The sequence below is a fragment of the Candidatus Devosia phytovorans genome, from assembly GCA_029202405.1.
Taxonomy (GTDB): Bacteria; Pseudomonadota; Alphaproteobacteria; order Rhizobiales; family Devosiaceae; genus Devosia; species Devosia phytovorans.
On sequence record CP119312.1, the window covers coordinates 3,985,227 to 4,004,508 of the forward strand.

General features: G+C 59.7%; 18 protein-coding genes. 13 read left to right on the forward strand and 5 right to left on the reverse strand.

Annotated features, from left to right (window positions below; all coding sequences use genetic code 11):
* The first annotated feature begins 71 nt into the window (after positions 1-71).
* From P0Y65_19605 to P0Y65_19615, 3 genes are read left to right on the forward strand one after another with little or no spacing between them, the layout of a single operon-like run.
* A complete protein-coding gene (locus tag P0Y65_19605) occupies positions 72-458 on the forward strand; it encodes a response regulator (protein ID WEK04355.1) in 387 nt (128 codons plus the stop codon).
* Positions 455-1,102: a chemotaxis protein CheX gene (locus tag P0Y65_19610; protein ID WEK04356.1), complete on the forward strand. Its 648-nt coding sequence runs from the start codon at positions 455-457 to the stop codon at positions 1,100-1,102. Before P0Y65_19605 ends, P0Y65_19610 begins: the two co-directional genes overlap by 4 nt.
* A gap of 32 nt (positions 1,103-1,134) precedes the next feature.
* Complete coding sequence (locus P0Y65_19615; GenBank protein WEK04357.1) at positions 1,135-3,507, forward strand: PAS domain S-box protein; 2,373 nt, start codon at positions 1,135-1,137, stop codon at positions 3,505-3,507.
* A gap of 169 nt (positions 3,508-3,676) precedes the next feature.
* On the opposite strand, the gene P0Y65_19620 is transcribed toward P0Y65_19615, so the two are convergent.
* Complete coding sequence (locus tag P0Y65_19620; GenBank protein ID WEK04358.1) at positions 3,677-4,012, reverse strand: DUF3140 domain-containing protein; 336 nt, start codon at positions 4,010-4,012, stop codon at positions 3,677-3,679.
* 125 nt (positions 4,013-4,137) lie between these two features.
* On the opposite strand from P0Y65_19620, the gene P0Y65_19625 reads away from it, so the two are divergent.
* From P0Y65_19625 to P0Y65_19635, 3 genes are read left to right on the forward strand one after another with little or no spacing between them, the layout of a single operon-like run.
* Positions 4,138-4,893 (forward strand): SDR family NAD(P)-dependent oxidoreductase, encoded by a 756-nt coding sequence (locus P0Y65_19625; GenBank protein ID WEK04359.1) that lies wholly within the window; start codon positions 4,138-4,140, stop codon positions 4,891-4,893.
* Positions 4,890-5,765: a polyphosphate kinase 2 family protein gene (locus P0Y65_19630; GenBank protein WEK04360.1), complete on the forward strand. Its 876-nt coding sequence runs from the start codon at positions 4,890-4,892 to the stop codon at positions 5,763-5,765. Before P0Y65_19625 ends, P0Y65_19630 begins: the two co-directional genes overlap by 4 nt.
* 12 nt (positions 5,766-5,777) lie before the next feature.
* Positions 5,778-6,158 carry a GFA family protein gene (locus tag P0Y65_19635; GenBank protein ID WEK04361.1) on the forward strand — a complete coding sequence of 127 codons (381 nt, stop codon included), beginning with the start codon at positions 5,778-5,780 and terminating at the stop codon, positions 6,156-6,158.
* Here the strand turns inward: P0Y65_19635 and P0Y65_19640 are convergent.
* Together P0Y65_19640 and P0Y65_19645 are read right to left on the reverse strand one after the other, a co-directional pair.
* Positions 6,155-7,279: a Gfo/Idh/MocA family oxidoreductase gene (locus tag P0Y65_19640; GenBank protein WEK04362.1), complete on the reverse strand. Its 1,125-nt coding sequence runs from the start codon at positions 7,277-7,279 to the stop codon at positions 6,155-6,157. The two genes, P0Y65_19635 and P0Y65_19640, sit on opposite strands and share 4 nt — an antisense overlap.
* 129 nt (positions 7,280-7,408) lie before the next feature.
* The gene (locus P0Y65_19645; GenBank protein ID WEK04363.1) at positions 7,409-7,612 is read right to left on the reverse strand and encodes a CsbD family protein; all 204 of its coding nucleotides are present in this window, start codon (positions 7,610-7,612) and stop codon (positions 7,409-7,411) included.
* A gap of 372 nt (positions 7,613-7,984) precedes the next feature.
* Here P0Y65_19645 and P0Y65_19650 point away from each other — a divergent pair, with 372 nt between their 5' ends.
* Positions 7,985-9,970 (forward strand): hypothetical protein, encoded by a 1,986-nt coding sequence (locus P0Y65_19650; GenBank protein WEK04364.1) that lies wholly within the window; start codon positions 7,985-7,987, stop codon positions 9,968-9,970.
* 10 nt (positions 9,971-9,980) lie between these two features.
* Here the strand turns inward: P0Y65_19650 and P0Y65_19655 are convergent, their stop codons facing one another.
* Positions 9,981-10,523 carry a GNAT family N-acetyltransferase gene (locus tag P0Y65_19655; GenBank protein ID WEK04365.1) on the reverse strand — a complete coding sequence of 181 codons (543 nt, stop codon included), beginning with the start codon at positions 10,521-10,523 and terminating at the stop codon, positions 9,981-9,983.
* A gap of 141 nt (positions 10,524-10,664) precedes the next feature.
* Here P0Y65_19655 and P0Y65_19660 point away from each other — a divergent pair, with 141 nt between their 5' ends.
* From P0Y65_19660 to P0Y65_19680, 5 genes are all read left to right on the forward strand, one after another.
* Positions 10,665-11,315 (forward strand): TIGR02466 family protein, encoded by a 651-nt coding sequence (locus tag P0Y65_19660; protein ID WEK04366.1) that lies wholly within the window; start codon positions 10,665-10,667, stop codon positions 11,313-11,315.
* A 56-nt stretch (positions 11,316-11,371) separates the two neighbouring features.
* Positions 11,372-13,204 carry an ABC transporter transmembrane domain-containing protein gene (locus P0Y65_19665; protein WEK04367.1) on the forward strand — a complete coding sequence of 611 codons (1,833 nt, stop codon included), beginning with the start codon at positions 11,372-11,374 and terminating at the stop codon, positions 13,202-13,204.
* Between the two features lie 77 nt (positions 13,205-13,281).
* On the forward strand, positions 13,282-13,482 hold the full coding sequence (locus P0Y65_19670) for a hypothetical protein (protein ID WEK04368.1): 201 nt from the start codon (positions 13,282-13,284) through the stop codon (positions 13,480-13,482).
* Positions 13,483-13,668: 186 nt separating this feature from the next.
* Entirely contained in the window at positions 13,669-14,919 is a 1,251-nt protein-coding gene (locus P0Y65_19675; GenBank protein WEK04369.1) for an HlyD family type I secretion periplasmic adaptor subunit, read from the forward strand.
* A 34-nt stretch (positions 14,920-14,953) separates the two neighbouring features.
* A complete protein-coding gene (locus tag P0Y65_19680; protein WEK04370.1) occupies positions 14,954-15,706 on the forward strand; it encodes a hypothetical protein in 753 nt (250 codons plus the stop codon).
* 101 nt (positions 15,707-15,807) lie between these two features.
* Here P0Y65_19680 and P0Y65_19685 read toward each other — a convergent pair whose 3' ends face one another.
* Positions 15,808-17,865, reverse strand: coding sequence for a hypothetical protein (locus tag P0Y65_19685; GenBank protein WEK04371.1), 2,058 nt, complete (start codon positions 17,863-17,865; stop codon positions 15,808-15,810).
* A 470-nt stretch (positions 17,866-18,335) separates the two neighbouring features.
* On the opposite strand from P0Y65_19685, the gene P0Y65_19690 reads away from it, so the two are divergent.
* Positions 18,336-19,184, forward strand: a complete 849-nt coding sequence (locus P0Y65_19690; GenBank protein ID WEK04372.1) for a hypothetical protein — start codon at positions 18,336-18,338, stop codon at positions 19,182-19,184.
* Positions 19,185-19,282 lie beyond the last annotated feature (98 nt).

The window sequence follows — 19,282 nt, forward strand, 5'->3', positions numbered from 1 at the left end:
AGGCTTCGGTGTCGCCTTGCTGGTTGGCCCCGGTCCACTTACAGATAAAGAACAGTGTTGGAGATTTGAGTATGGTGACAGTTCTGGTCGTTGATGACAGCAAGCTGGCCCGCATCGTGGCCGGCAAGACGATAGCTGCGCTGCAGCCAGACTGGACCCGGATCGAGGCCAGCAATGCTGACGAAGCCCTCGAAACAGTTCGCACGCAGTCGGTCGATATCGCCGTGTTGGACTATAACATGCCTGGCAAGGACGGACTCGAACTGGCCGCCGAACTGCGCGCGGCCCATCCGCTGATGCCTATCGCCATCATTACGGCCAATGTCCAGAACGAGATCATCGCCCAGGCCCGCGAGCTCAATGCCACCTTTGTCGGCAAGCCGGTGACCGAGGACACGATCCGTGGCTTTCTGAGCGGCGCTGCCCTTAGATTGCGCCAGACCGGCGATGCTCAATGAGCGTCGTCACGCTGGACGAACTCGAGCGCGACGCACTGACCGAACTGGTCAATATCGGCGTCAGCCGTGCCGCGGCCAGCCTGCGCAAGATGGTCGGCAAGCAGGTGCTGCTGTCTGTTCCCTCCGTCGAGGTGGTGACGCAGGCGGCGGCGGCGGCCCTGATCGGCCAGCAGGAAAGCGACGACCTGGTTGCGATCCGCCAGGCTTTTGGCGGGGCGTTTTCCGGCCAGGCGCTGCTGATCTTCCCCGAGAGCAACAGCATGGAACTGGTTCGCGCGCTGGTTGGCGAGGAGCTGGAAGAGACCGACGTCGTCGCGCTGCAGGACGAAGCGTTGGCCGAAACCGGCAATGTCATCCTCAATGGGTGCCTCGGCACGATGGCCAATATGCTGGACCAGTCGCTGCAGATGTCTTTGCCCACCGTGCTCTATGGAGACGGCAAGGTTTTGTTCGATGTTGTCGAGCAGGAGACGAGCGATGGCTTGGTGCTGTTCCTCTACATCAATTTCTCGATCCGTGATCGCAACATCCGCGGCTATATTGCCATGATCATGGACCTGCCGGCGCTTGAAACCCTCAAGGGATTGCTCGGCGCCTTCATCGACAGGGTCACCTCGGACAGCAATTGGGCTGTCGGCAGTTGATCCTTCCCCGTCTTTCTGGAGAGTAGCCCTAAGTGGCCACGCACGACGACACAGCCGCAGCAGCGCAGGACGCCAAAGCCCATGACAGCCTCGTGCAACAGATTGCGGAGGCCCGGCGCCGTCTTTCGCTGACCCTTGAGGCAGCCGGATCCACCGGCGGCTGGCAATGGCATATTCGCGAACAGCGGCTGGTCGGGGATGCCTCCTTCGCGGTGCTCACTGGCATGGATGCCGTCGCCCTGGCATCGGGGGTACCCACCAGTGCATTTTTCGGCGCCATTCACGCCGACGATGTGCGCCGGATCCGCATTGCCGTGGCCGGCATGCTGGCCGGTGCCGAGGTTTTTTCCAAGGACTTCCGCCTCAATCGCGAAGATGGCGGCGTTCGGTGGGTGCATGCGGCGGGACGAACCCTGCTGGGTGACGACGATGAGCCGGTGCTGTTCGAAGGCACGCTGGTCGATATCACCGATCGCAAGCGCACCGAGGACCAGCTGCGCATCGCGCAGATGGCCGGCAAGATCGGCACGTTCGAGCATACCAAGGGCTATGGCACGGTGTCGGTGTCGCACCAGTTCTGCCAGTTGCTGGGCCTGCATCCGACGACGGCTCTGCCGGTTCGCACGATCAATCTGCTGGTCGAGCCGGAAGATCGCCCGATCATTGACCCAGAATTGCCCGAAACACCGCAATCGCAGGGAAATATCGAGTTCCGCATCAACCGGGCCGATACGGGCGAACGGCGCTGGCTGGCGCGGCGCGGCGAGTATCTGGATGATTTCGAGGCCGAAGGCCTGCGCTATGTCGGGGTGATCTATGACATCACCGACGCCAAGCTGGTGGAAGAACGCCTGACACAGGCCAATGCCTCGCTCTCCGAAAGCGTCAGGGCGCGGACGCGCGAACGCGATCAGGTCTGGCAGAATTCCCGGGACATCCTGGCCGTCGTTGCCGACACTGGCCTGATCCGGGATGCCAATCCTGCGTGGCAGGCCATCCTTGGTCATGGGATCGACAATGTCGCCGATCGGCCGTTTGCCAGCTTTTTCGACGATTCGACCCAGGCCGACCTGCATGCCCTTCTGACACGGCAGGGCGAACGCGACACTATTGAGACGCGTATGCTGGCCGCAGATGGCAGCGAACGCTGGATTTCGTGGTTTGCGACGCGCGAGGATGACCTTGTCTATCTTTACGGGCGGCACATAACGGCCGAACGGCAGCAGCGCGAGGCGCTGGTCGAAACCGAGACGCAATTGCGGCAATCGCAGAAAATGGAGGCCGTCGGGCAGTTGACGGGGGGCATTGCCCACGACTTCAACAACATGCTGACGGGTGTAATCGGCTCGCTGGATGCCATCAAACGGCGCATCGCCAGCGCGCGGTATGACGATCTCGACCGCTTTCTTGATGCTGCCGGCGCGTCGGCTCAACGAGCGGCGGCCCTCACGCATCGCCTGCTGGCCTTCTCGCGGCGCCAGTCACTGGACCGGAAGCCGACCGACGTGGCTGCTCTCGTAACCGGCATGTACGAACTGTTGCAGCGTACGCTGGGCGAACAGGTACAGCTGATACTCGATCTGGAACCGCAGGCCTGGCAGGCCATGACCGACTCCAACCAGCTGGAAAATGCTGTCCTGAATCTTGCAATCAATGCACGCGACGCCATGCCTGAAGGCGGAACGCTGTCTATCGGTCTGTCGAACCGCTCGCTGTCTTCCGCAGATATAGTGAATATCGATGACGCCATTGCTGGTGACTATGTTGTGCTGACGGTCGGGGATACCGGCGAAGGCATGGCACGCGATGTGATCGACAAGGCCTTCGAACCGTTCTTTACCACCAAGCCTATCGGGCAGGGGACAGGACTGGGGCTTTCCATGATCTATGGCTTCCTGCAACAGTCGGGTGGTCACGTTCGTATCAAGAGCGACCCAGGTGCTGGGACCGAAGTGTCCCTTTTCCTGCAAAGAAGCATATCGTCTGCACTCTCGCCGGAGGTCACTTCTCCCATTGATGGTGATCTGCCGGCAGGAAACGGCCAGACAGTGCTCGTGGTCGAGGACGATCCGTCCGTCCGCCTGCTCGTGGTCGACCTCCTCGATGATCTGGGTTATCAGACGATCGATGCTGCGGATGGCAACGCAGCAATTCCTATTCTCGACTCCAAGATCCGCCTGGACCTGTTGATTTCGGACGTGGGACTTCCCGGGGTTAATGGCCGCCAACTTGCAGACATCGCGCGCGCCACTCGCCCTGATTTGCCCGTGCTCTTCATCACGGGTTATGCCGCAATGGCCACCTCGCGACAGGAGTTTCTCGGAGAGGGCATGGACATGATCGCCAAGCCTTTCGATGTCGGCACCCTAGTCGCAAAGATCAGCGCCATGCTGGACTCGGCATAAGCCGTCCACCACCAATGGGTTCACGCCCGCCATCGGGCGATCCGGCGCACAATTAACACTTCCAAGTTTTTCCGCTGGACCTATAGCAGCTTCCGGCGAGTCCCGGCATCAGGCGGGAGAATGTGCTGGCGGCCATCGAGACTTATGCCGGTGCGGCTGGCTCTATACCTCATTTCGGGTCGTGCCCCCAGTTCATCAGCGAATAACGCCAAGGCGTTTTCTCGATATCGCCGTCTGGTCGTTGCGCGAGATGGCGGTGGACGTAGCCGACCACCTTTTGCATGTGTTGGTAATCAGCTTCACTCAAATCAGCCACCGGCCTGCGCTTGATCTCGATGATCCATCGACCCGAATGGTGGCCGACAGATTCCTTGCCGTCTCGCTCCTTGGGCCAGCCGACCTGCTTGCTCTCCTCGGTGTCGAGCCACTTTTCGATTTCTGCGGGCGCCATGTTCACGGCATCGGCGAAATCGGCGCGAATTTTCTTCTGGTCCTCGTCTTCCAACGCCTGTCTCCATTCATAGGTCCGCAGCCTCGTTAACCCATCTGCGGGTCCAAGGGTTTCGTGATGATGATGGATCGATCGAAACCGCTCACCGTTCTTCTCGACAATTCATCAGGAAAGCGGACATGGACAGGTTCAAGGATAAGGTCGTTTTGGTCACCGGCGCCGCCTCGGGAATAGGCGCGGCAACCGCCATACGGTTCGCCAGCGAAGGCGCAAAGCTCGCCATCGTCGATATCGCCGACCTTTCGGAAACCGAGCGTGCAATCGGAGCGGGAAATGTGCTTTCGCTCGCGGCGGATGTCTCGGATCCGCGGCAGGTCGAAGCGATGATTTCCAAGACAATCGAGCAGTTCGGGCAGCTGGACGTGCTGGTCAACAACGCCGGCGTCTACGCCGGAGGCGACCCCGCTGAAATATCGGATGAGGATTGGCGCAAGGTGATCGCGACTGACCTCGATGGGGTGTTCTACGGATGCCGGGCCGCGGTGCCGCATCTGGAAAAGACCAATGGCTGTATCGTCAACACCGCCTCGGTGTCGGGCACCGGCGGCGATTGGAACACTTTGCCCTACAATGCGGCCAAGGGCGGCGTCGTGAATTTTACGAGATCCCTGGCCATGGATCTGGGCAAGCGCGGTATTCGCGTCAATGCCGTCTGCCCGAGCCTGACGCGTACCGGCATGACCAAGGATACGTTCGCGGATCCCGATGCACTGTCCAAATTTAAGAAGCGCATTCCGCTGGGTCGTCCCTGCGAACCCGAGGAGGTCGCCGCGGTCATCGCCTTCCTCGCCAGTGCCGATGCAAGCTTCATTACCGGCGCCAACATCCCGGTCGATGGAGGTGTCAGCGCTTCGAACGGCCAGCCACCACAATGACGGCCGATTTGGCGCAGCGCTATCGGGTGCAGAACGGCAAAGGTTTCTCGCTGTCCGATATCGATCCGGCTGACCGGGGTGGCAACGGTCTTGACAAGGCCAAGGCCAAGCCGCTGCTGGAAGCCGGGCTCAAGGAGCTGGTGGGCCTGCAGGAGCGGCTTTACGCCGAGCATCGCTGGGCGCTCCTGATCATCTTGCAGGGCATGGATACTTCCGGGAAGGACGGCGTGGTCAAACACGTCATGGCTGGCGTCAACCCGTTGGGATGCATGGCCCATGCCTTCAAGGCACCCAGTCGCAATGAGCTCGATCACGGGTTTCTCTGGCGCAGTCAAATGCTCATTCCCGGACGCGGTCATATCGGAATTTTCAACAGGTCCTACTACGAAGATGTCCTTGCGGTGCGCTTCCGCGAGGTGGCTCTTGCCGAGGAAGGTTTGCCGCCATCGCTGGTGACCGATGATATCTGGGAGCGACGGTTCGGCGACATTCGCGCGTTCGAGACTTATCTCGGCAATGTCGGGATCGTGCCAATCAAGGTCATGCTGCACATCTCGCCGGGCGAGCAGAAGAAACGACTTCTGGCGCGCGCGGACGATCCGGGCAAGCACTGGAAATTCAATGCGGCGGACCTGGACGATCGGCGCCTCTGGAAGCCGTATCATTCGGCCTATGAGGACGCCATCCGACGGACTGCCACGGCGACCGCGCCTTGGTACGTCGTGCCGTCGGATCACAAGTGGTTTTCCCGTCTCGTCGTGGCGTCGATCACTATCGACACACTCAAGGGTCTTGATCTGCATTTCCCGGAGCAGACGAAGGCCGGGCGAGAGGCCATGGAGGCCGCACGCAGGCAGTTGCTGGCCGAATAGAGGAGACAGGTGATGTCGAAACAATACACAGGCGGGTGCCGCTGCGGCGCGGTTCGCTACACGCTGGAAGGCGAGCCCTTCAAGGCCGGCCTCTGCCATTGCACGGACTGCCGGAAAGAGACCGGGTCCGCCTTTCTCTACTATGCCGATTGGCAACCCGACCAGATTTCCGTGACAGGTCACTACGAGACCTACGACGGCCGCAGTTTCTGCCCGAAATGCGGTAGCCCGCTGTTCCATCTCGGCGATGTGCAAGCCGAGATAGCTGTCGGGACCCTGGATGAAGCGCCGGCAGCGCTGATGCCCCTGCGTGAGGGCTGGATCAAACGGCGGGAGCCCTGGCTGGCGGCCATCGCCGGCGCGGGACAGTTTAGAGAAGACACCGATATCTAGGCGTCCAGGTCAATGGCAAGTATCCGGCGCTCGGCTGCCGCACGATAGGCCGCCTCCATGATCTTATGATCCCGGATCCCTTGGTCAGGCCCAGTTCGCGGCCTGGTGCCGGTTTGCAGACATTGGGCAAAGTGGTCGATCTCTGCCTCGAACTGGTCGATGGCGCCAAGCTCGAGCGCCTCGTCCGAAATGCCCTGCCCATCGGAACGGGAAATTGTCATTGCTACACCGCCATATGCATATGCATTGGTCACAGTGATCGTGGCCTTCTCAAACATCAGTTTGAAAAACTTCTCTTCCCGGGCGCCATAGCTTGAGAAGGACTGCAACACAAACCCTGACGGAAACTCCAGGGTTAGCGCGCAGCTTTCCTCGACCTCGTCGAATCGCGGGTCGTTTTGTGGCTGATGGATCACCGCGCCCACGCTCGTGGGACGCTCTCCACTGAGATATTGTGCGACCGATATGCAATAGATGCCGATATCTGGCAGTGAACCGCCACCTGCCCGCGCCTTGTCATATCGCCAATGATCACCGGGGGCGGCCGTCTGCACGTTGACGGAGGTCATCGCCTTCAGACGCCCCCAAGTGCCTGTTCGGATGCCGTCGCGTATGGCTCCCAGGTGAGGTTCAAACTGGCTGCGGTATCCGATCATCAGAGGGACGCCTGCTTCTCGGCAGATGCGCTCGATCTGAATGGCCTGCATGGAATTTGCCGCCATTGGCTTTTCCAGCAGAATGGCTTTTCCGGCCCTGACAACATCCTGGACATGTTGAAGGTGAAGTCCGTTGGGCGTAGCAATGAAAACGGCGCCCACGTCAGGGCGATCTGACAGCGCGCCGACTTGATCGTAGTTCAACTGCAGCTCGACTCCGTATTGGTGGCCAACCAAGGCGCACTTTTCGGGATGTCCTGAGATCAGGCCCACCAGCCGGGCTCGCTTGCTCTTTACCAGGGCAGGCAATATCTGGCCGAGCGCGAGCCGACCGAGGCCCATCACTGCGAAACCGATGCGCTCCTCGGGCCTTGTCGGCGTCGGGACCGTCGGAGCCGGGCCGTCAGCGGCCAACCGCCAATTGGGGAACTGGACTTCGTCGGCTGTGACGATACCGGCGTCCATATCGCTCGCCGGGCGGTAGGGTTCATTCGGCATAGATACCGGCCTCGACCGCTGCTTCTATAAAGGCCATTCCTTACTGATGATCCTCATTCCGCCAAACAAAAGGGGCTCCGTACGGAGCCCCTCTCATTACCAGGACTGGCGGCCGTACCAGTCATCGACGTCCTTCTTGACGTCATCCTTGGCCTTGCCGTAGCGCTCCTGAAGCTTGCCTTCGAGCTGCTCGCGATTGCCGTTGATCTGGGTAATGTCATCGTCGGTGAGTTTGCCCCACTGTTCCTTGACCTTGCCTGACATCTGTTTCCAGCTACCTTCGACGCGGTTCCAATCCATGATCGGTCTCCTGTGTTGGTGTATGCAAGGTCAACGTTACGACAGGGCCGGTCGTTCCTGCGGCAAATGAGGTCCCGGGACGCGAACACGACAGCGACGCGCTGTCGGCAGTCGCGATAGTTAGGGGTCATGGGTGTCATTTCCACAGTGTCGCCCGACGACGAGCATCCCCTTTTACTCAAGACACCAACATGATTTCGACCTATCTCTGGCAGATCGCGGAACGCATCGGGACAGATGAGGACTCTGCAGCCGTTTCAGGTGGAAATGGATTCTAAGATCCGTAGCCATTTTTACACTTACGTGCAGGTAGCGCTCTCAGTTAAAATCCAGAACTGACTGATCAGTCCATTCCAGTTCTGGAGGTCTGAATTGCTCGCTTCGTTTCAACGACTTTCAACGCTCATCGAAAGACCTCGGCAGTATCATCCTGTGAACGCCAAGAGGTTCCTGGATCGAAACCTGCGCACCGCGCCGGTCGACCTGAATCTGGAGAAGCGTGGCAGGCAATCCGGAGAGAGGGGATTGCCGCCAACGAATAGTTCAGTTCTGGACGCTGTCGAGGCGGAAGTCGTGGGCACGATCCTGGCGAAACAGGCGCGGGCTCACGCTCAACTCAGCAAGACGCTTTCCGACTTCCGGGAGGGCTTGGCTTCTGTTGACCTCGATACGCGCTTCAGACGAATCAGGGTGGCTGCGGCAGCCGGCCTGTCAGACTTCAAGGCCGAACTCCAGTTCAAGATCGAGGGGCTGCACGAGGTGCGGCGCGACCTGAGGGAAGTCGAAGCGTGGTATCGACAGTTTCGAGCACGCAACCATCTTGAGCGTCCCAGCAAGGTCGGGTCCCGCCTTGCAACCGTCCTGCAGCTGTTGGTCCTGGCTGTCTGCATCGCGCTGGCGACCGTCGTGAATGCCCAGCTGCTCGGCAAAACTAGCACGCTTGGGTGGGTTGACGGACGGCTGGAGGTCTTCGTCCCTGCTGGCCTCAACATCGCCATCGCGCTTTTCTTCGGGCTCTGTGCAATCCCCTGCCTCTGGCACCGCTTGACTGCGATAAAGCTTTTGGGGTTTGCCTCCATCATCGTCTATCTAACCCTGATAGGCACGTTCAACCTGGCCCTGGCTCACTATCGCGAAACGCCCGGGACTATCGCTCAGGGGGCAGGTGAGGCGATCGTACAACGCCTGTTGCACACCCCCCTGGCGCTCAATGGCGGGCCGTCCTGGCTTCTCTTGGGCCTGGGGACCTTCTTTTCGATCGTTGCCCTGACGGTCGGACTGAGCATGCGGGAAAACTATCCGGGCTACGCCCGAGCGACCAGGAGGTATCGTGCTGCCCGCGCGCGGTATGATGCATGCAGGGAGCGGCTCATCAATGAGCTCAGTTCGACAAGGGCGACATACGAGGCAGCACTTTCCGCTGCCCGAGCGGAACTAACTGTTCAGCGCGCCGAACATGATGCCCTGGTGAGGCAGAGAAACGCGGTCCTAGTGCAATTTGACGCGTACCAGGATCAGCTCGAACGCGATGCCAATGCCCTGCTCAAGATCTACCGGGACGCAAATGTTTCGGTTCGCCCGATTGCGCCGCCACCGCACTTCCAGCAGTCCTTCGAACTCCCTCGGGCTGATGTTGAGGGTGTGCACGATGGAGAATGGACCCCAGGGGATTTGAAGGCGGGCATAAAGGCAGCACAGGGGCATCTCGACTGGCTCTTGCTTGACCTGCAGAGGCAGTATGAGGCGGGCATAGCCGAACAGGTCAGCGACCCCGACTTTGTTGACCTCGTCACCAAACTTGCCAAGCTCGCGCGCGCTCAGGGCACTTCCATAAACGAGCTAGCCAGGCTCGGAGTGGAGGCCGGGACCAGAGCGCGCGATTGGCCACCAACGATAGCACTGGGACATGAGCAGCTGCCGTTTCCGCCAGAAAGCGCGGAGATCTCGGCGGAGTCGCGCGAACAGATCCGAACCACCGTTATGGGACAGGTGCTTGATCTGCTGAAACGCTATCCGGTGGATATCATCGAGGTGGTGGGCCACACCGACGAGCAGCCAATCAAGGGCGTGCATCCGTCGTCGCTGGATGATCTGGCGATACCCGTTCTGTTGCGCCAGCAACCGGCAAGCAGCCTCGTCGCTGTCGACAACGCCGGCCTGGGCCTGGCACGGGCGATTGCCGTGGCCAGGGAGTTGGCGGCGATTGGTCCTGATCGCGTGCGAATAGTCCCCCTGTCGGCTGCTCAACTGCTGCTGCCTGGTGACAATCTCTCGCACGGGCGCGACTCGGATAACAATGCCGGCCGTCGGCGGATCGAGATCCGGTTCAGGCAATCGATGACGGCATCGACGATATAAGAACCCGCCTTCAGACTGGCCGGGATTGTAGCCTTGGCGATAGCGAGTCCTTGCCGTCGCCCAGCGCTCGCTGCATCAGCAGCGTATCGATCCAGCGCCCATGCTTGAAGGCAGATCCCTCGATCAGGCCGGATCGCCGAAAGCCCAGCCGGTCATGCAGCCTGACGGAGCCCGGGTTCTCATTGCTGCCGGCAATCAGCGCCAGCATTTGTCGGTATCCTCTCTCCTCGCACAGCCGGATCAATTCGGTGAGGAGTGCGTTGCCGACCCCGGTGCCCTGCGAATCGGCCGCGACAAAAATGCTGTCTTCGACCAGGAATCGATAGGCCGGGCGGGTCCGGAAACGACCAGCGTAGGAGAAGCCGACAACGGCGTCTTCGACCACAGCCACGATGTGCGGATAGCCTGCTGAAATGCGGCTCTGCCAGCGGCGTGTCATCTCCGATACATCAGGCGCTTCAAGCTCATATGAACCGACGCCTGCAGCAACGGCCCCTGCATAAATCGCCGTGATGGCGCGCAGATCGCTCTCGACAGTTGGGCGCACAAGCATGTCTCTCACCATGGAAGTATGGCACTTGCACTAACGGTAGCACATATGTGGTTTGACTTGATCGCTGCAAGTATCGTATAATATCGTATGGCGCGAGTGGCGGATAGCCCAACCTAAATTGGGCAGGCGGAGGATAACGTCATGCTTGACACATTGTCAGACATCAATGTTGTGCGTACTAATTACTTCCCGACTATGGTCTATCAATATGACATCGATAAAAAAGAAGATCTAAACCGAGAACTTCTTGATTTAACTTATGCGGAGCGCGAGAAAGACCGGGTCGGGGTCAACAAGTCAAATACGGCAGAGCTCGGCAGCTGGCATAGCGCCACAAACCTCCACAAAAACAACGACTACCAGCCGATCATGTCGCATATCGATGCGGCGCTGGAGAAGATCTCCGAGGAACTGGGATACGCCAAGGACCAGGCCCTCAAGGTCACGACGATGTGGTCGATCATAAACCCTCCTGGCAACGGCAACCGGGCGCATGTCCATCCGAACAGCTTGTGGAGCGGCGTCTACTACGTACAGGCCCCACCGGTATCGGGGAATATCGAGTTCATTGATCCTCGTACCGTCTTGATCATGAATCAACCAAAATACATCGCCAAGAAGAAGCGACCACGCGACTGCTGGACGAAGGTGAACTACACGCCGATTGCGGGACGCATGATCATGTTCCCGGCGTGGCTTTACCACGGCGTCGACACGAACATGTCCAAAGAGAGCGGCCGGGCTGGCGACCGGGTCATCATCTCGTTCAACATAAATCAGATGCGGCGTTAGACGGGGCGGCCACGCCCCTTCGCGACACATCTTGACCATCTGTTCGTGTGACAATCATGGCTAAGAGCGGCAGCCAGAATGTCCTGAGGGATGCATTCCACAGCCTCAGGTACATTCTGTATTTTTCGGTTGTTTTCAGTTTCGCCTATAGCGCGCTGAAGCTGTCCGGCCCCCTCTTCATGATCCTTATTTTCGATCGCGTCCTGCCATCGCGGTCGTCGGCAACGCTGGTGGCCTTGCTGATCCTGCTGATCATCATTCTCGTGGCGATGACGCTGCTGGACTACTCACGGCGACGCATCCTCGGACGCTTCGGCGCCCGTTTTCAGGAACGCATCGAGGATCATATCTTCAGCTCTGCAGCGCGAGATACCTATTACGGCCGGACGCAGACAAAGCCCGCGCCCGGCCTCAATGAAGTCGACAAGCTGCGGGGTTTCTTCCACTCCGGCTCGCTTGTGACCATCCTCGACTTCCTGTGGTCGCCACTGTTCATGGTCGCGGTCTTCATCATCAGCCCGTGGATCGGCTGGGTGGTGGTGGCTGGAATGCTCGTGCTTGGACTCATCACCCTGGTGAAGCTGGCTTTCGCCAAAAACCGGGATGAGCGGTTCAGCGAGGCGGGCGACAAGATCGACGAAATGAAGGAGAGGCTGCTGGTCTCACGCGATGTCATTGAATCGCAACAGATGATGGCAGCCTTCAACGATCAGTGGGTGCAGGCTCGCCGCCGGGCCCGCGACCGGGCCATCGAGCTCAAGGACTGGAATGCCTGGTTCACCATCCTGTCCTCCCACACCGCCCGGCTGATCCAATACGGGGCCCTGGCGGCCGGCGCCTATCTGGCCATCAACGGGCAGATGACAGTCGGCGCGATGGTCGCGTCCATGTATCTGTCCCGGAATGTCTTTTATCCGATGGAGCGCTTTCTCCAGCAGATACCCAGCATCATCGAGGCGGTGGCAAACTGGAAGGGCCTCGACAAAATCCTCAAGGCGCCCAGACCTGCCGTCGTTCCGGCCGATGCAGTGCTGGAGGGTACGGCACCGCTCCGCCTGTTGAACGTAACCGTTCGCTCGGCGGGCAAGCGAAAGCTCTTGAGTAACCTCAATCTGGAAGTGGCGCCCGGCTCCTCCGTGCAGATCGTCGGCAACAGCGGCTCTGGCAAGACGGTCTTCGCGGAGGCCCTGATCGGTCGTTGCCCGCGCTCGACCCCAGGCGGGTCATTGCTCGACAAGCAGGCAGGATGCCGAAGGGTAGGCGACATCCTGCTCGGCGTGGTGGACATCGAACGCGTGTCGATTGCGGATGCGGCCAGGACCGTGGGCTACGTGCCACAGCAGATCGCCTTCGTGGCGGGCACCATCGAAGAAAATATCGCGGGCCTGACGAGCGCGCCCGATCAGGACCGGATTGTGCAGATGATGCGGCTGGCGCAGATGCATGACAGGATTCTGGCATTGCCGGAGGGTTACCGTACGCGCATCGATACAGCAGGGAGCATCTTCTCAAAGAGCGAACGCCATCAGCTTGCCCTGGCGCGGGCCCTCTATCCCAATCCGATACTTCTGGTCGTCGATGAGCCCGACCAGACGTTGAGGGAGGGCCTTTCGCGCGGCATGAAAAGCGAAATCGGCAGCTTCCTGGGCAGAGGCGGCATCCTGATCATCTTCAGCCGCCTCGCTCTCAAGACATTCAAGGCGAGCCGACGCTTCACCCTGGAAGAGGGTAGCCTCAGGGAAGTCGAACTGGAGCTTGAGAACGAAGGCAAGGTCATCAGGATACGGCGTGATGATGAAAGCGCTGATGGCCCGGTCCGTGTTCGCAAGGAGTCTGGTGGTGCCGTATGGGGGCCAAAGGCGCCGGGGTCGAACATACCGGTCAATTGAGCCAGGCGGACCCATGTCGGGCGAAGAACAGGTAACGAACTAGCAGCAGCACAATCCACAGGAAGCGAGGCGCCGAAATGGCCGAGGGAGATAAGCCTGATTTTGATGTGTTTTCCGTCCGGGAGCGCGAGGGCGGAAAAGGCAAAGACATCTTCACCAAGATCGGCGTTGCCTACAAGCGTCGGGACGGCGGTGTGGGCATCCTTCTGGACGCCTTGCCGATCAGCCGTCGCGTCGTCGTTCTGCCTCCGCTCGAGCCGGATGGCGAAAAGGGGTGATGCTGCCCGCTGCGGCAGAAAACGTACAGTTGTGTGGCCATAGCGGAGCCATCTCTCCATGCCGCACTCTGGCAAAGGAGGCGCAGTTCGATGAGCGCAATCGTCAGGAAACGTCGATCAGCAAACCCGGAACTCGACAAGAGAAATCGGCGAGCGTGGACTATTCGCAAGCCACTTGGAATTGGCTTGGGCGCCTTGCTTGGTCTGGTCGGCGTCACCTTTGCCTGGGCGACGACCTTCAGCATTTCCGGTGCTGTCATTGGCAAAGGCCAGGTCCAGGCTTCTGCCAATCGCATCGCCGTCCAGCACCCCAGAGGTGGTGTGGTCGCCGAGATCCTCGCCACCGACGGCGACAGGGTGAAAAGCGGTGATGTGGTCCTGAGGCTAGAAAACACCCAGCTCGGTGCGGAACTGGCAGCCACAGAAAGCGGCCTGTTCGAAATTCTGGCAAACGAAGCGCGGCTCGAAGCGGAACTGCAGGATCGGCACGAGGTGGAGCCACAGCCAATCCTGCAGGAGGCCATAAGGAAAAATCCGGAGCTGCAGGACATGTTGCAGCAACAACAGGATCAGCTGGACGCACATTACGAGTCGGTGGCGACCCAGGTCTCGCTGCTCGAAGAGGAAACGCAGCAGATCGATGAGCAGGCCATCGGCGAACAGGCCACCCTCGATGCGAAGGTCGAGGAACTCGCATTGCTTGAAAATGAACTGGCAGTTGCCACCGAAAGCCTCAGCAATGGCCTGATCACCAAGACAGTTGTGACGACCTTTCAGCAGGAGGTCATCGCTGCCAAGGGCGAGATCGGCCGGCTGATGTCCAAGGTCGCCGAGCTCAAGGGAATGGTGTCAGGGCAGCAGCTGAAACTCAACGCCGTTCCGCTCGATGCCAAAAAACTCAGTGCCGACCAGCTGAACCTGCTGCGGCAACAGTCGGCCAAGCTGATCGAAGACCGGAATGCCATTCTATCCAGCATCAGCCAGCTCGACGTCCGCACACCGGTCAGTGGCATGGTGTTCGATTCCCAGGTGCTTGGCCCGCGCTCGATTGTCGAAGCCGCCAAGCCGATCATGTATATCGTCCCTGACGACCAGCCCATGCTGATCGTCGTGCGGGTGGAAGCGATCGACATCGACCAGGTCGAGATCGGCCAGCGTTCAGCGCTGCGTTTCACCACATTCAACCGCCGGGCCACCCCGATGATCGATGGCACCGTAACGGCCATATCGGCCGACGCCTTTACCGACGAACGCACACAGGGCTTCTACTATTACGTCGACGTGGCGCTCGTCGAAGAAGAATTGGTCAAGCTGGGCGATGTGTCGCTCATTTCAGGCATGCCCGTGGAAGCGTTTCTCACCACCGAGAGCCGGTCGCCGGCGAGCTATGTCGTCAAGCCGATCGTCGACTACTTTGCCAAGGCCTTCAGGGACTGAAGGCAATGGGCCGGCAGCGCTTTGGCGACGGCCCATGACGCCCCCGTCAAATCAGCACAGCCTGTCGGACTGGTTGCAGCTGCATGAGCTCAGTCAGGCGACCTGCCGGAGCCTGCTTGACGCCATGCCCCTACGTTCTACCATGTCAGGCTGTTACCGGCGCGCGGCAGAGCCAGATGGCACTGTCATTGATGTCGATACCGCCTGGGGCACCGCGGTTGAGGCGATGCGTGCCTTCTTCCCCGCACAGAAGGACATCATCGATCTCGCCTTCGCAAACACAACGAGGCTGCTGGTCGCCCGACGCCAGGGATCGCGAAAAGCGGTCACGGTGGACAATGGGGCGAATACCTATCCAACCATTCTTTACAGCTTTGCGGGCGAACCTGCCGACCAGCTCGTGCTTGCCCATGAGTTTGCGCATGCGCTGCAAATCGTGGCGAGTGAAGGACGGTTCGTTTCGCCCGTCATGAGAGAGACATGTGCCTTCCTCGGCGAGCATACGCTCCTGGCCCACATTGCGTCGTTGGACGCGATGCAGCACCATTGCCTCACTCAGGTTTGGAACGCTGACAATCAGAAGTATTTCGGCAGTGGCAAAAGGCGGTTGGCCGCGGCCTTGTCGCAACCCGATCAGGCCTACAGCTATGCCTGGAACTATCCGATGGCCCGATATCTCGGCGTTCAAGCGCAGAGCAGGCTCACGCCAACGGACATATGGGCGCTTTTCGAGGGGCATGTGACAGTCGCCGGACTTTTGCGAGACCTGGGTGTGCAGCCCGCATAAAAGCTGCGATCGATGCAAAAAGAAGCCCGGTTTCCCGGGCTTCTTCCTGTTTGGAGCGACCGGACGAATGTCCGGTCGCCTGTGTCAGATGCTGACTAAAGTCAGACCTCTGTTCCGGGCTCGTCGTTCTCGTCGCCCTCATCACCCTCGTCGCTCTCGTCGCCCTCATCGTTCTCGTCGTCTTCGTCCAGCTCGTCGCCCTCGTCACCCTCATCACCCTCGTCGTTCTCGTCGCCTTCATCGTCTTCGTTGTTTTCGTCGCCCTCTTCGCCCTCGTCACCCTCATCGCCCTCGTCGGCTATCTCGTCGCCCTCGTCACCTTCATCACCCTCGTCGTTCTCGTCGCCCTCGTCGTTCTCGTCGTTGGCCTCGTCGTTCTCGTTACCCTCGCCTCCCTCATCGCCCTCGTCACCCTCGTCGTTCTCATCGCCCTCGTCGTCCTCGTTGTCCTCGTCGCTCTCGTCGTTTTCGTTTGCCTCGTCGTCCTCGTTGCTCTCGTCGCCCTCGTCATTCTCGTTGCCCTCGTCGTCCTCGTTGCCCTCGTCATCCTCGTTGTTGCCGCCCGCACCGCCTTCGTCGCCCTCATTGCCCTCGTTATCTTCGTCGGCTCCGGAGTCGGTCTCGTCACCCTCATTGTCCTCGTTGTTCTCGTCGCCCTCGTTGTCATTGTTGAGGTTGTCCTCGTTCCCTTCGTCGCCCTCGTTGCTTTCGTTATCCTCGTCGCCTTCATTAGACTCGTCGTCCTCGTCGGCCTCGTCGCCTTCGTCAGCCTCGTCGTCTTCATCGCCCTCGTCGTCTTCATCGCCCTCGTCGTCCTCGTCACCCTCGTCGTTTTCGTCGCCCTCGTCGCCCTCGTCGCCGATCACATCAGTGTCTTCATCGGTCTCGTCGCCTTCGTCACCTTCATCGCCCTCGTCACCCTCGTCGTTTTCGTCGTCCTCGTTGTCCTCGTCGTTCTCATTGGCCTCGTCGCCCTCGTCATTCTCGTTGTTGTCCTCGTCGTCCTCGTTGCCCTCGTCGCCTTCATCAAACTCGTTGTCCTCGTCGCCCTCGTCGTTTTCGTCGCCCTCATCATCCTCGTCCAGCTCGTCGGACTCATCGCCCTCGTCGTTCTCGTCGCCATTGTTGGGCTCGTCGCCCTCATTGTCCTCGTCGCCCTCGTCATATTCATCGTTCCCGACGTCGGGCTCGTTGCCCTCATCGTTCTCGTCGTTCTCGTCACCCTCGTCGGCCTCGTCGCCCTCGTCGCCTTCATCCTGCTCGTTGCTCTCGTCATCCTCGTCGCCCTCGTCGCCGTAGTTCACCTCGTCGCCTTCGTTATCCTCATTGCTCTCGTCGCCCTCGTCACTCTCGTCAGCCTCGTCACCCTCGTCGGACTCGTCGTCCTCATCGTCCTCGTTGACCTCGTCGTCCTCGTCGCCTTCATCGCCCTCGTCGGCCTCATTGCCCTCGTCGGACTCATTGCCCTCATCGTTTTCGTCGCTCTCATCGCCCTCGTCGGTGTTTCCGACGGCGCTTTCGTCGCCTTCATCACCTTCGTCGGCTTCATCGGCCTCGTCGCCTTCGTCGCTTTCGTCGCCCTCGTCGCCCTCGTCACCCTCGTCACCCTCGTCGGCCTCGTTGCCCTCATTGTCTTCGTCGTTTTCATTAGCCTCATCGCCCTCGTCGCCCTCGTCAGCCTCGTCGTCTTCGTCGGCTTCATCGCCTTCGTCGCCTAGACCGCTCTCATCGCCCTCATTGCCCTCATCGTCCTCGTCGTTTTCGTCGGCCTCGTCGCCCTCGTTATTCTCGTCGTTCTCATCGGTTTCGTCGCTCTCGTCGCCCTCATTGCCCTCGTCGTCATTGTCCGGCTCGTTGCCCTCGTCGCCTTCATTGCCCTCGTCGCCATCATCGGGCTCATCGCCCTCGTCATTCTCATTGCCCTCATCGTTCTCGTCGTTCTCGTTGGATTCGTCGCTTTCGTTGCCTTCGTCGTTTTCGTCGTTCTCGTTGCCCTCATCACCTTCGTTGTCTTCGTCGCCTTCATTGAAACTGAGGGGCGCGAACAGGTCGTTGGCGCCGAACAGATCCACGATCGCCTCAAACGGATCGTGGCCGATTTCCAGAGCGGCGATGAGCGCCTCCGAGACGTCATGCACCGCGATGTCACTCTTAGACATTTTGAGCTTCTCCAATGGAACGCGGCCACCGGCGGGATTGCCAATGGCGACGTCCTTCAATGCTGTTTTAAGAGTGGCCGGCCTACACTGGACCGAACCTGGATGAGTAACCAGGCAAGTTGATCTATAAGATCAACCGACTGTTGCGATGTTCATGGCACGTGCACACGGCTCGACACCCTGGGGGTCAAGCAACGTTCCCAATGGCCGTGCAGATCAACATCGTCCAACCATACTGTTATTTTCCGAAGAAGGCTGGTGTCCGCGGAAAAGAGGAGACTCACTGCCCCTCTGTTTTCACGATAGCGTTATTAACCATAGGTTGCAAGAAGGCTGAAGTTGAACAATTGTCGCAAATTCACCTAGATTGCCTCACTACATTCACACGTGGCGCTCATCCCGCCTCTCGATAAGTAAACGACGAAGTAATCGTCTGATGAACAGGCTTTCGCCTCGGAGGGAGCGGGGAGATGCAAACCGTGAATGGCCGGGGGAACCGGCATGGTGCCGCCGGCGGGTGCTCGGGATTGTTGGGACTGGCCACAGCTGTGCTCGGCTATAGCCTGCTGGTTGGTTTGGCCGTAGCCGAACCCTTGTTCGAGAATTCGGTGGTGTCAAACGACATCGACTTCATCATGGCCAGCGATCCGGCCGTACCAGCCTGCTTGCGCTACCTTGGTCAGGCCGAGCAGGAAATGCCCGGCGCGCTGGACAGCGACAAGCTGATGGCCTCGGACGTCTATCAGTTTGAAGTGACTTTTTTGGACCAGAGCCAAGTCGGCATCTGGGTCCACCCCTCGGTAGGGTCGAAACCAGATGCGGAAAATTTCGCGGGCCTTCTGCTTGGGCCCCTGGGGCGACTGCCGGCCATCATGCGGCAACGGCTGTCGCATGTCGTTGTCCATTCCGGCTACCACGCCGCCTTCGCCGAACATCTCGGCCACTTCTTTGTTCTTTACGCCGACAACATCCAGGCCCGCATCGGTACTCATGATCTCGAAGAGACGGTGTTTCACGAGTCGGTGCATGCGACGCTCGATGCCGACTGGTCGCAGAGTGCGGAATGGCTGCAGGCCCGGGAGTCCGATGGTCAGTTCATCACCGATTATGCAGCAGAAAAGCCCGAGGGTGAGGATCTCGCCGAAACCGCGCTTTTCGGCCTGACCTATCTACGGCACCGCGAACGTCTCCCCCTAGACGTGGTTGGCCGCATGGAAACCTTGGTTCCCGCCCGGCTGGCCGTGCTGCAGACGATCTTCAGCGCCGCGGAGCCAGAATTGTCCGGCGCCCAACCCCTTGAAGACTGCATAGCGCCATAACACGAGCGAGCTCTTGTTCAAGCGGTATTCAAGAACTTATTTCGGTAGGCTTTCGCGTTACTTTGATAGTTCAAATAAGTAACTACAGCGACCGGAAG

What these genes read in the sequence shown, in the direction of transcription:
- P0Y65_19605 (WEK04355.1), top strand. Translation starts at nt 72, where the DNA reads ATGGTGACAGTTCTGGTCGTTGATGACAGCAAGCTGGCCCGCATCGTG.
- P0Y65_19610 (WEK04356.1), top strand. Translation starts at nt 455, where the DNA reads ATGAGCGTCGTCACGCTGGACGAACTCGAGCGCGACGCACTGACCGAA.
- P0Y65_19625 (WEK04359.1), top strand. Translation starts at nt 4,138, where the DNA reads ATGGACAGGTTCAAGGATAAGGTCGTTTTGGTCACCGGCGCCGCCTCG.
- P0Y65_19630 (WEK04360.1), top strand. Translation starts at nt 4,890, where the DNA reads ATGACGGCCGATTTGGCGCAGCGCTATCGGGTGCAGAACGGCAAAGGT.
- P0Y65_19635 (WEK04361.1), top strand. Translation starts at nt 5,778, where the DNA reads ATGTCGAAACAATACACAGGCGGGTGCCGCTGCGGCGCGGTTCGCTAC.
- P0Y65_19640 (WEK04362.1), bottom strand. Translation starts at nt 7,279, where the DNA reads ATGGACGCCGGTATCGTCACAGCCGACGAAGTCCAGTTCCCCAATTGG.
- P0Y65_19645 (WEK04363.1), bottom strand. Translation starts at nt 7,612, where the DNA reads ATGGATTGGAACCGCGTCGAAGGTAGCTGGAAACAGATGTCAGGCAAG.
- P0Y65_19655 (WEK04365.1), bottom strand. Translation starts at nt 10,523, where the DNA reads ATGCTTGTGCGCCCAACTGTCGAGAGCGATCTGCGCGCCATCACGGCG.
- P0Y65_19660 (WEK04366.1), top strand. Translation starts at nt 10,665, where the DNA reads ATGCTTGACACATTGTCAGACATCAATGTTGTGCGTACTAATTACTTC.
- P0Y65_19665 (WEK04367.1), top strand. Translation starts at nt 11,372, where the DNA reads ATGGCTAAGAGCGGCAGCCAGAATGTCCTGAGGGATGCATTCCACAGC.
- P0Y65_19670 (WEK04368.1), top strand. Translation starts at nt 13,282, where the DNA reads ATGGCCGAGGGAGATAAGCCTGATTTTGATGTGTTTTCCGTCCGGGAG.
- P0Y65_19680 (WEK04370.1), top strand. Translation starts at nt 14,954, where the DNA reads ATGACGCCCCCGTCAAATCAGCACAGCCTGTCGGACTGGTTGCAGCTG.
- P0Y65_19685 (WEK04371.1), bottom strand. Translation starts at nt 17,865, where the DNA reads ATGTCTAAGAGTGACATCGCGGTGCATGACGTCTCGGAGGCGCTCATC.
- P0Y65_19690 (WEK04372.1), top strand. Translation starts at nt 18,336, where the DNA reads ATGCAAACCGTGAATGGCCGGGGGAACCGGCATGGTGCCGCCGGCGGG.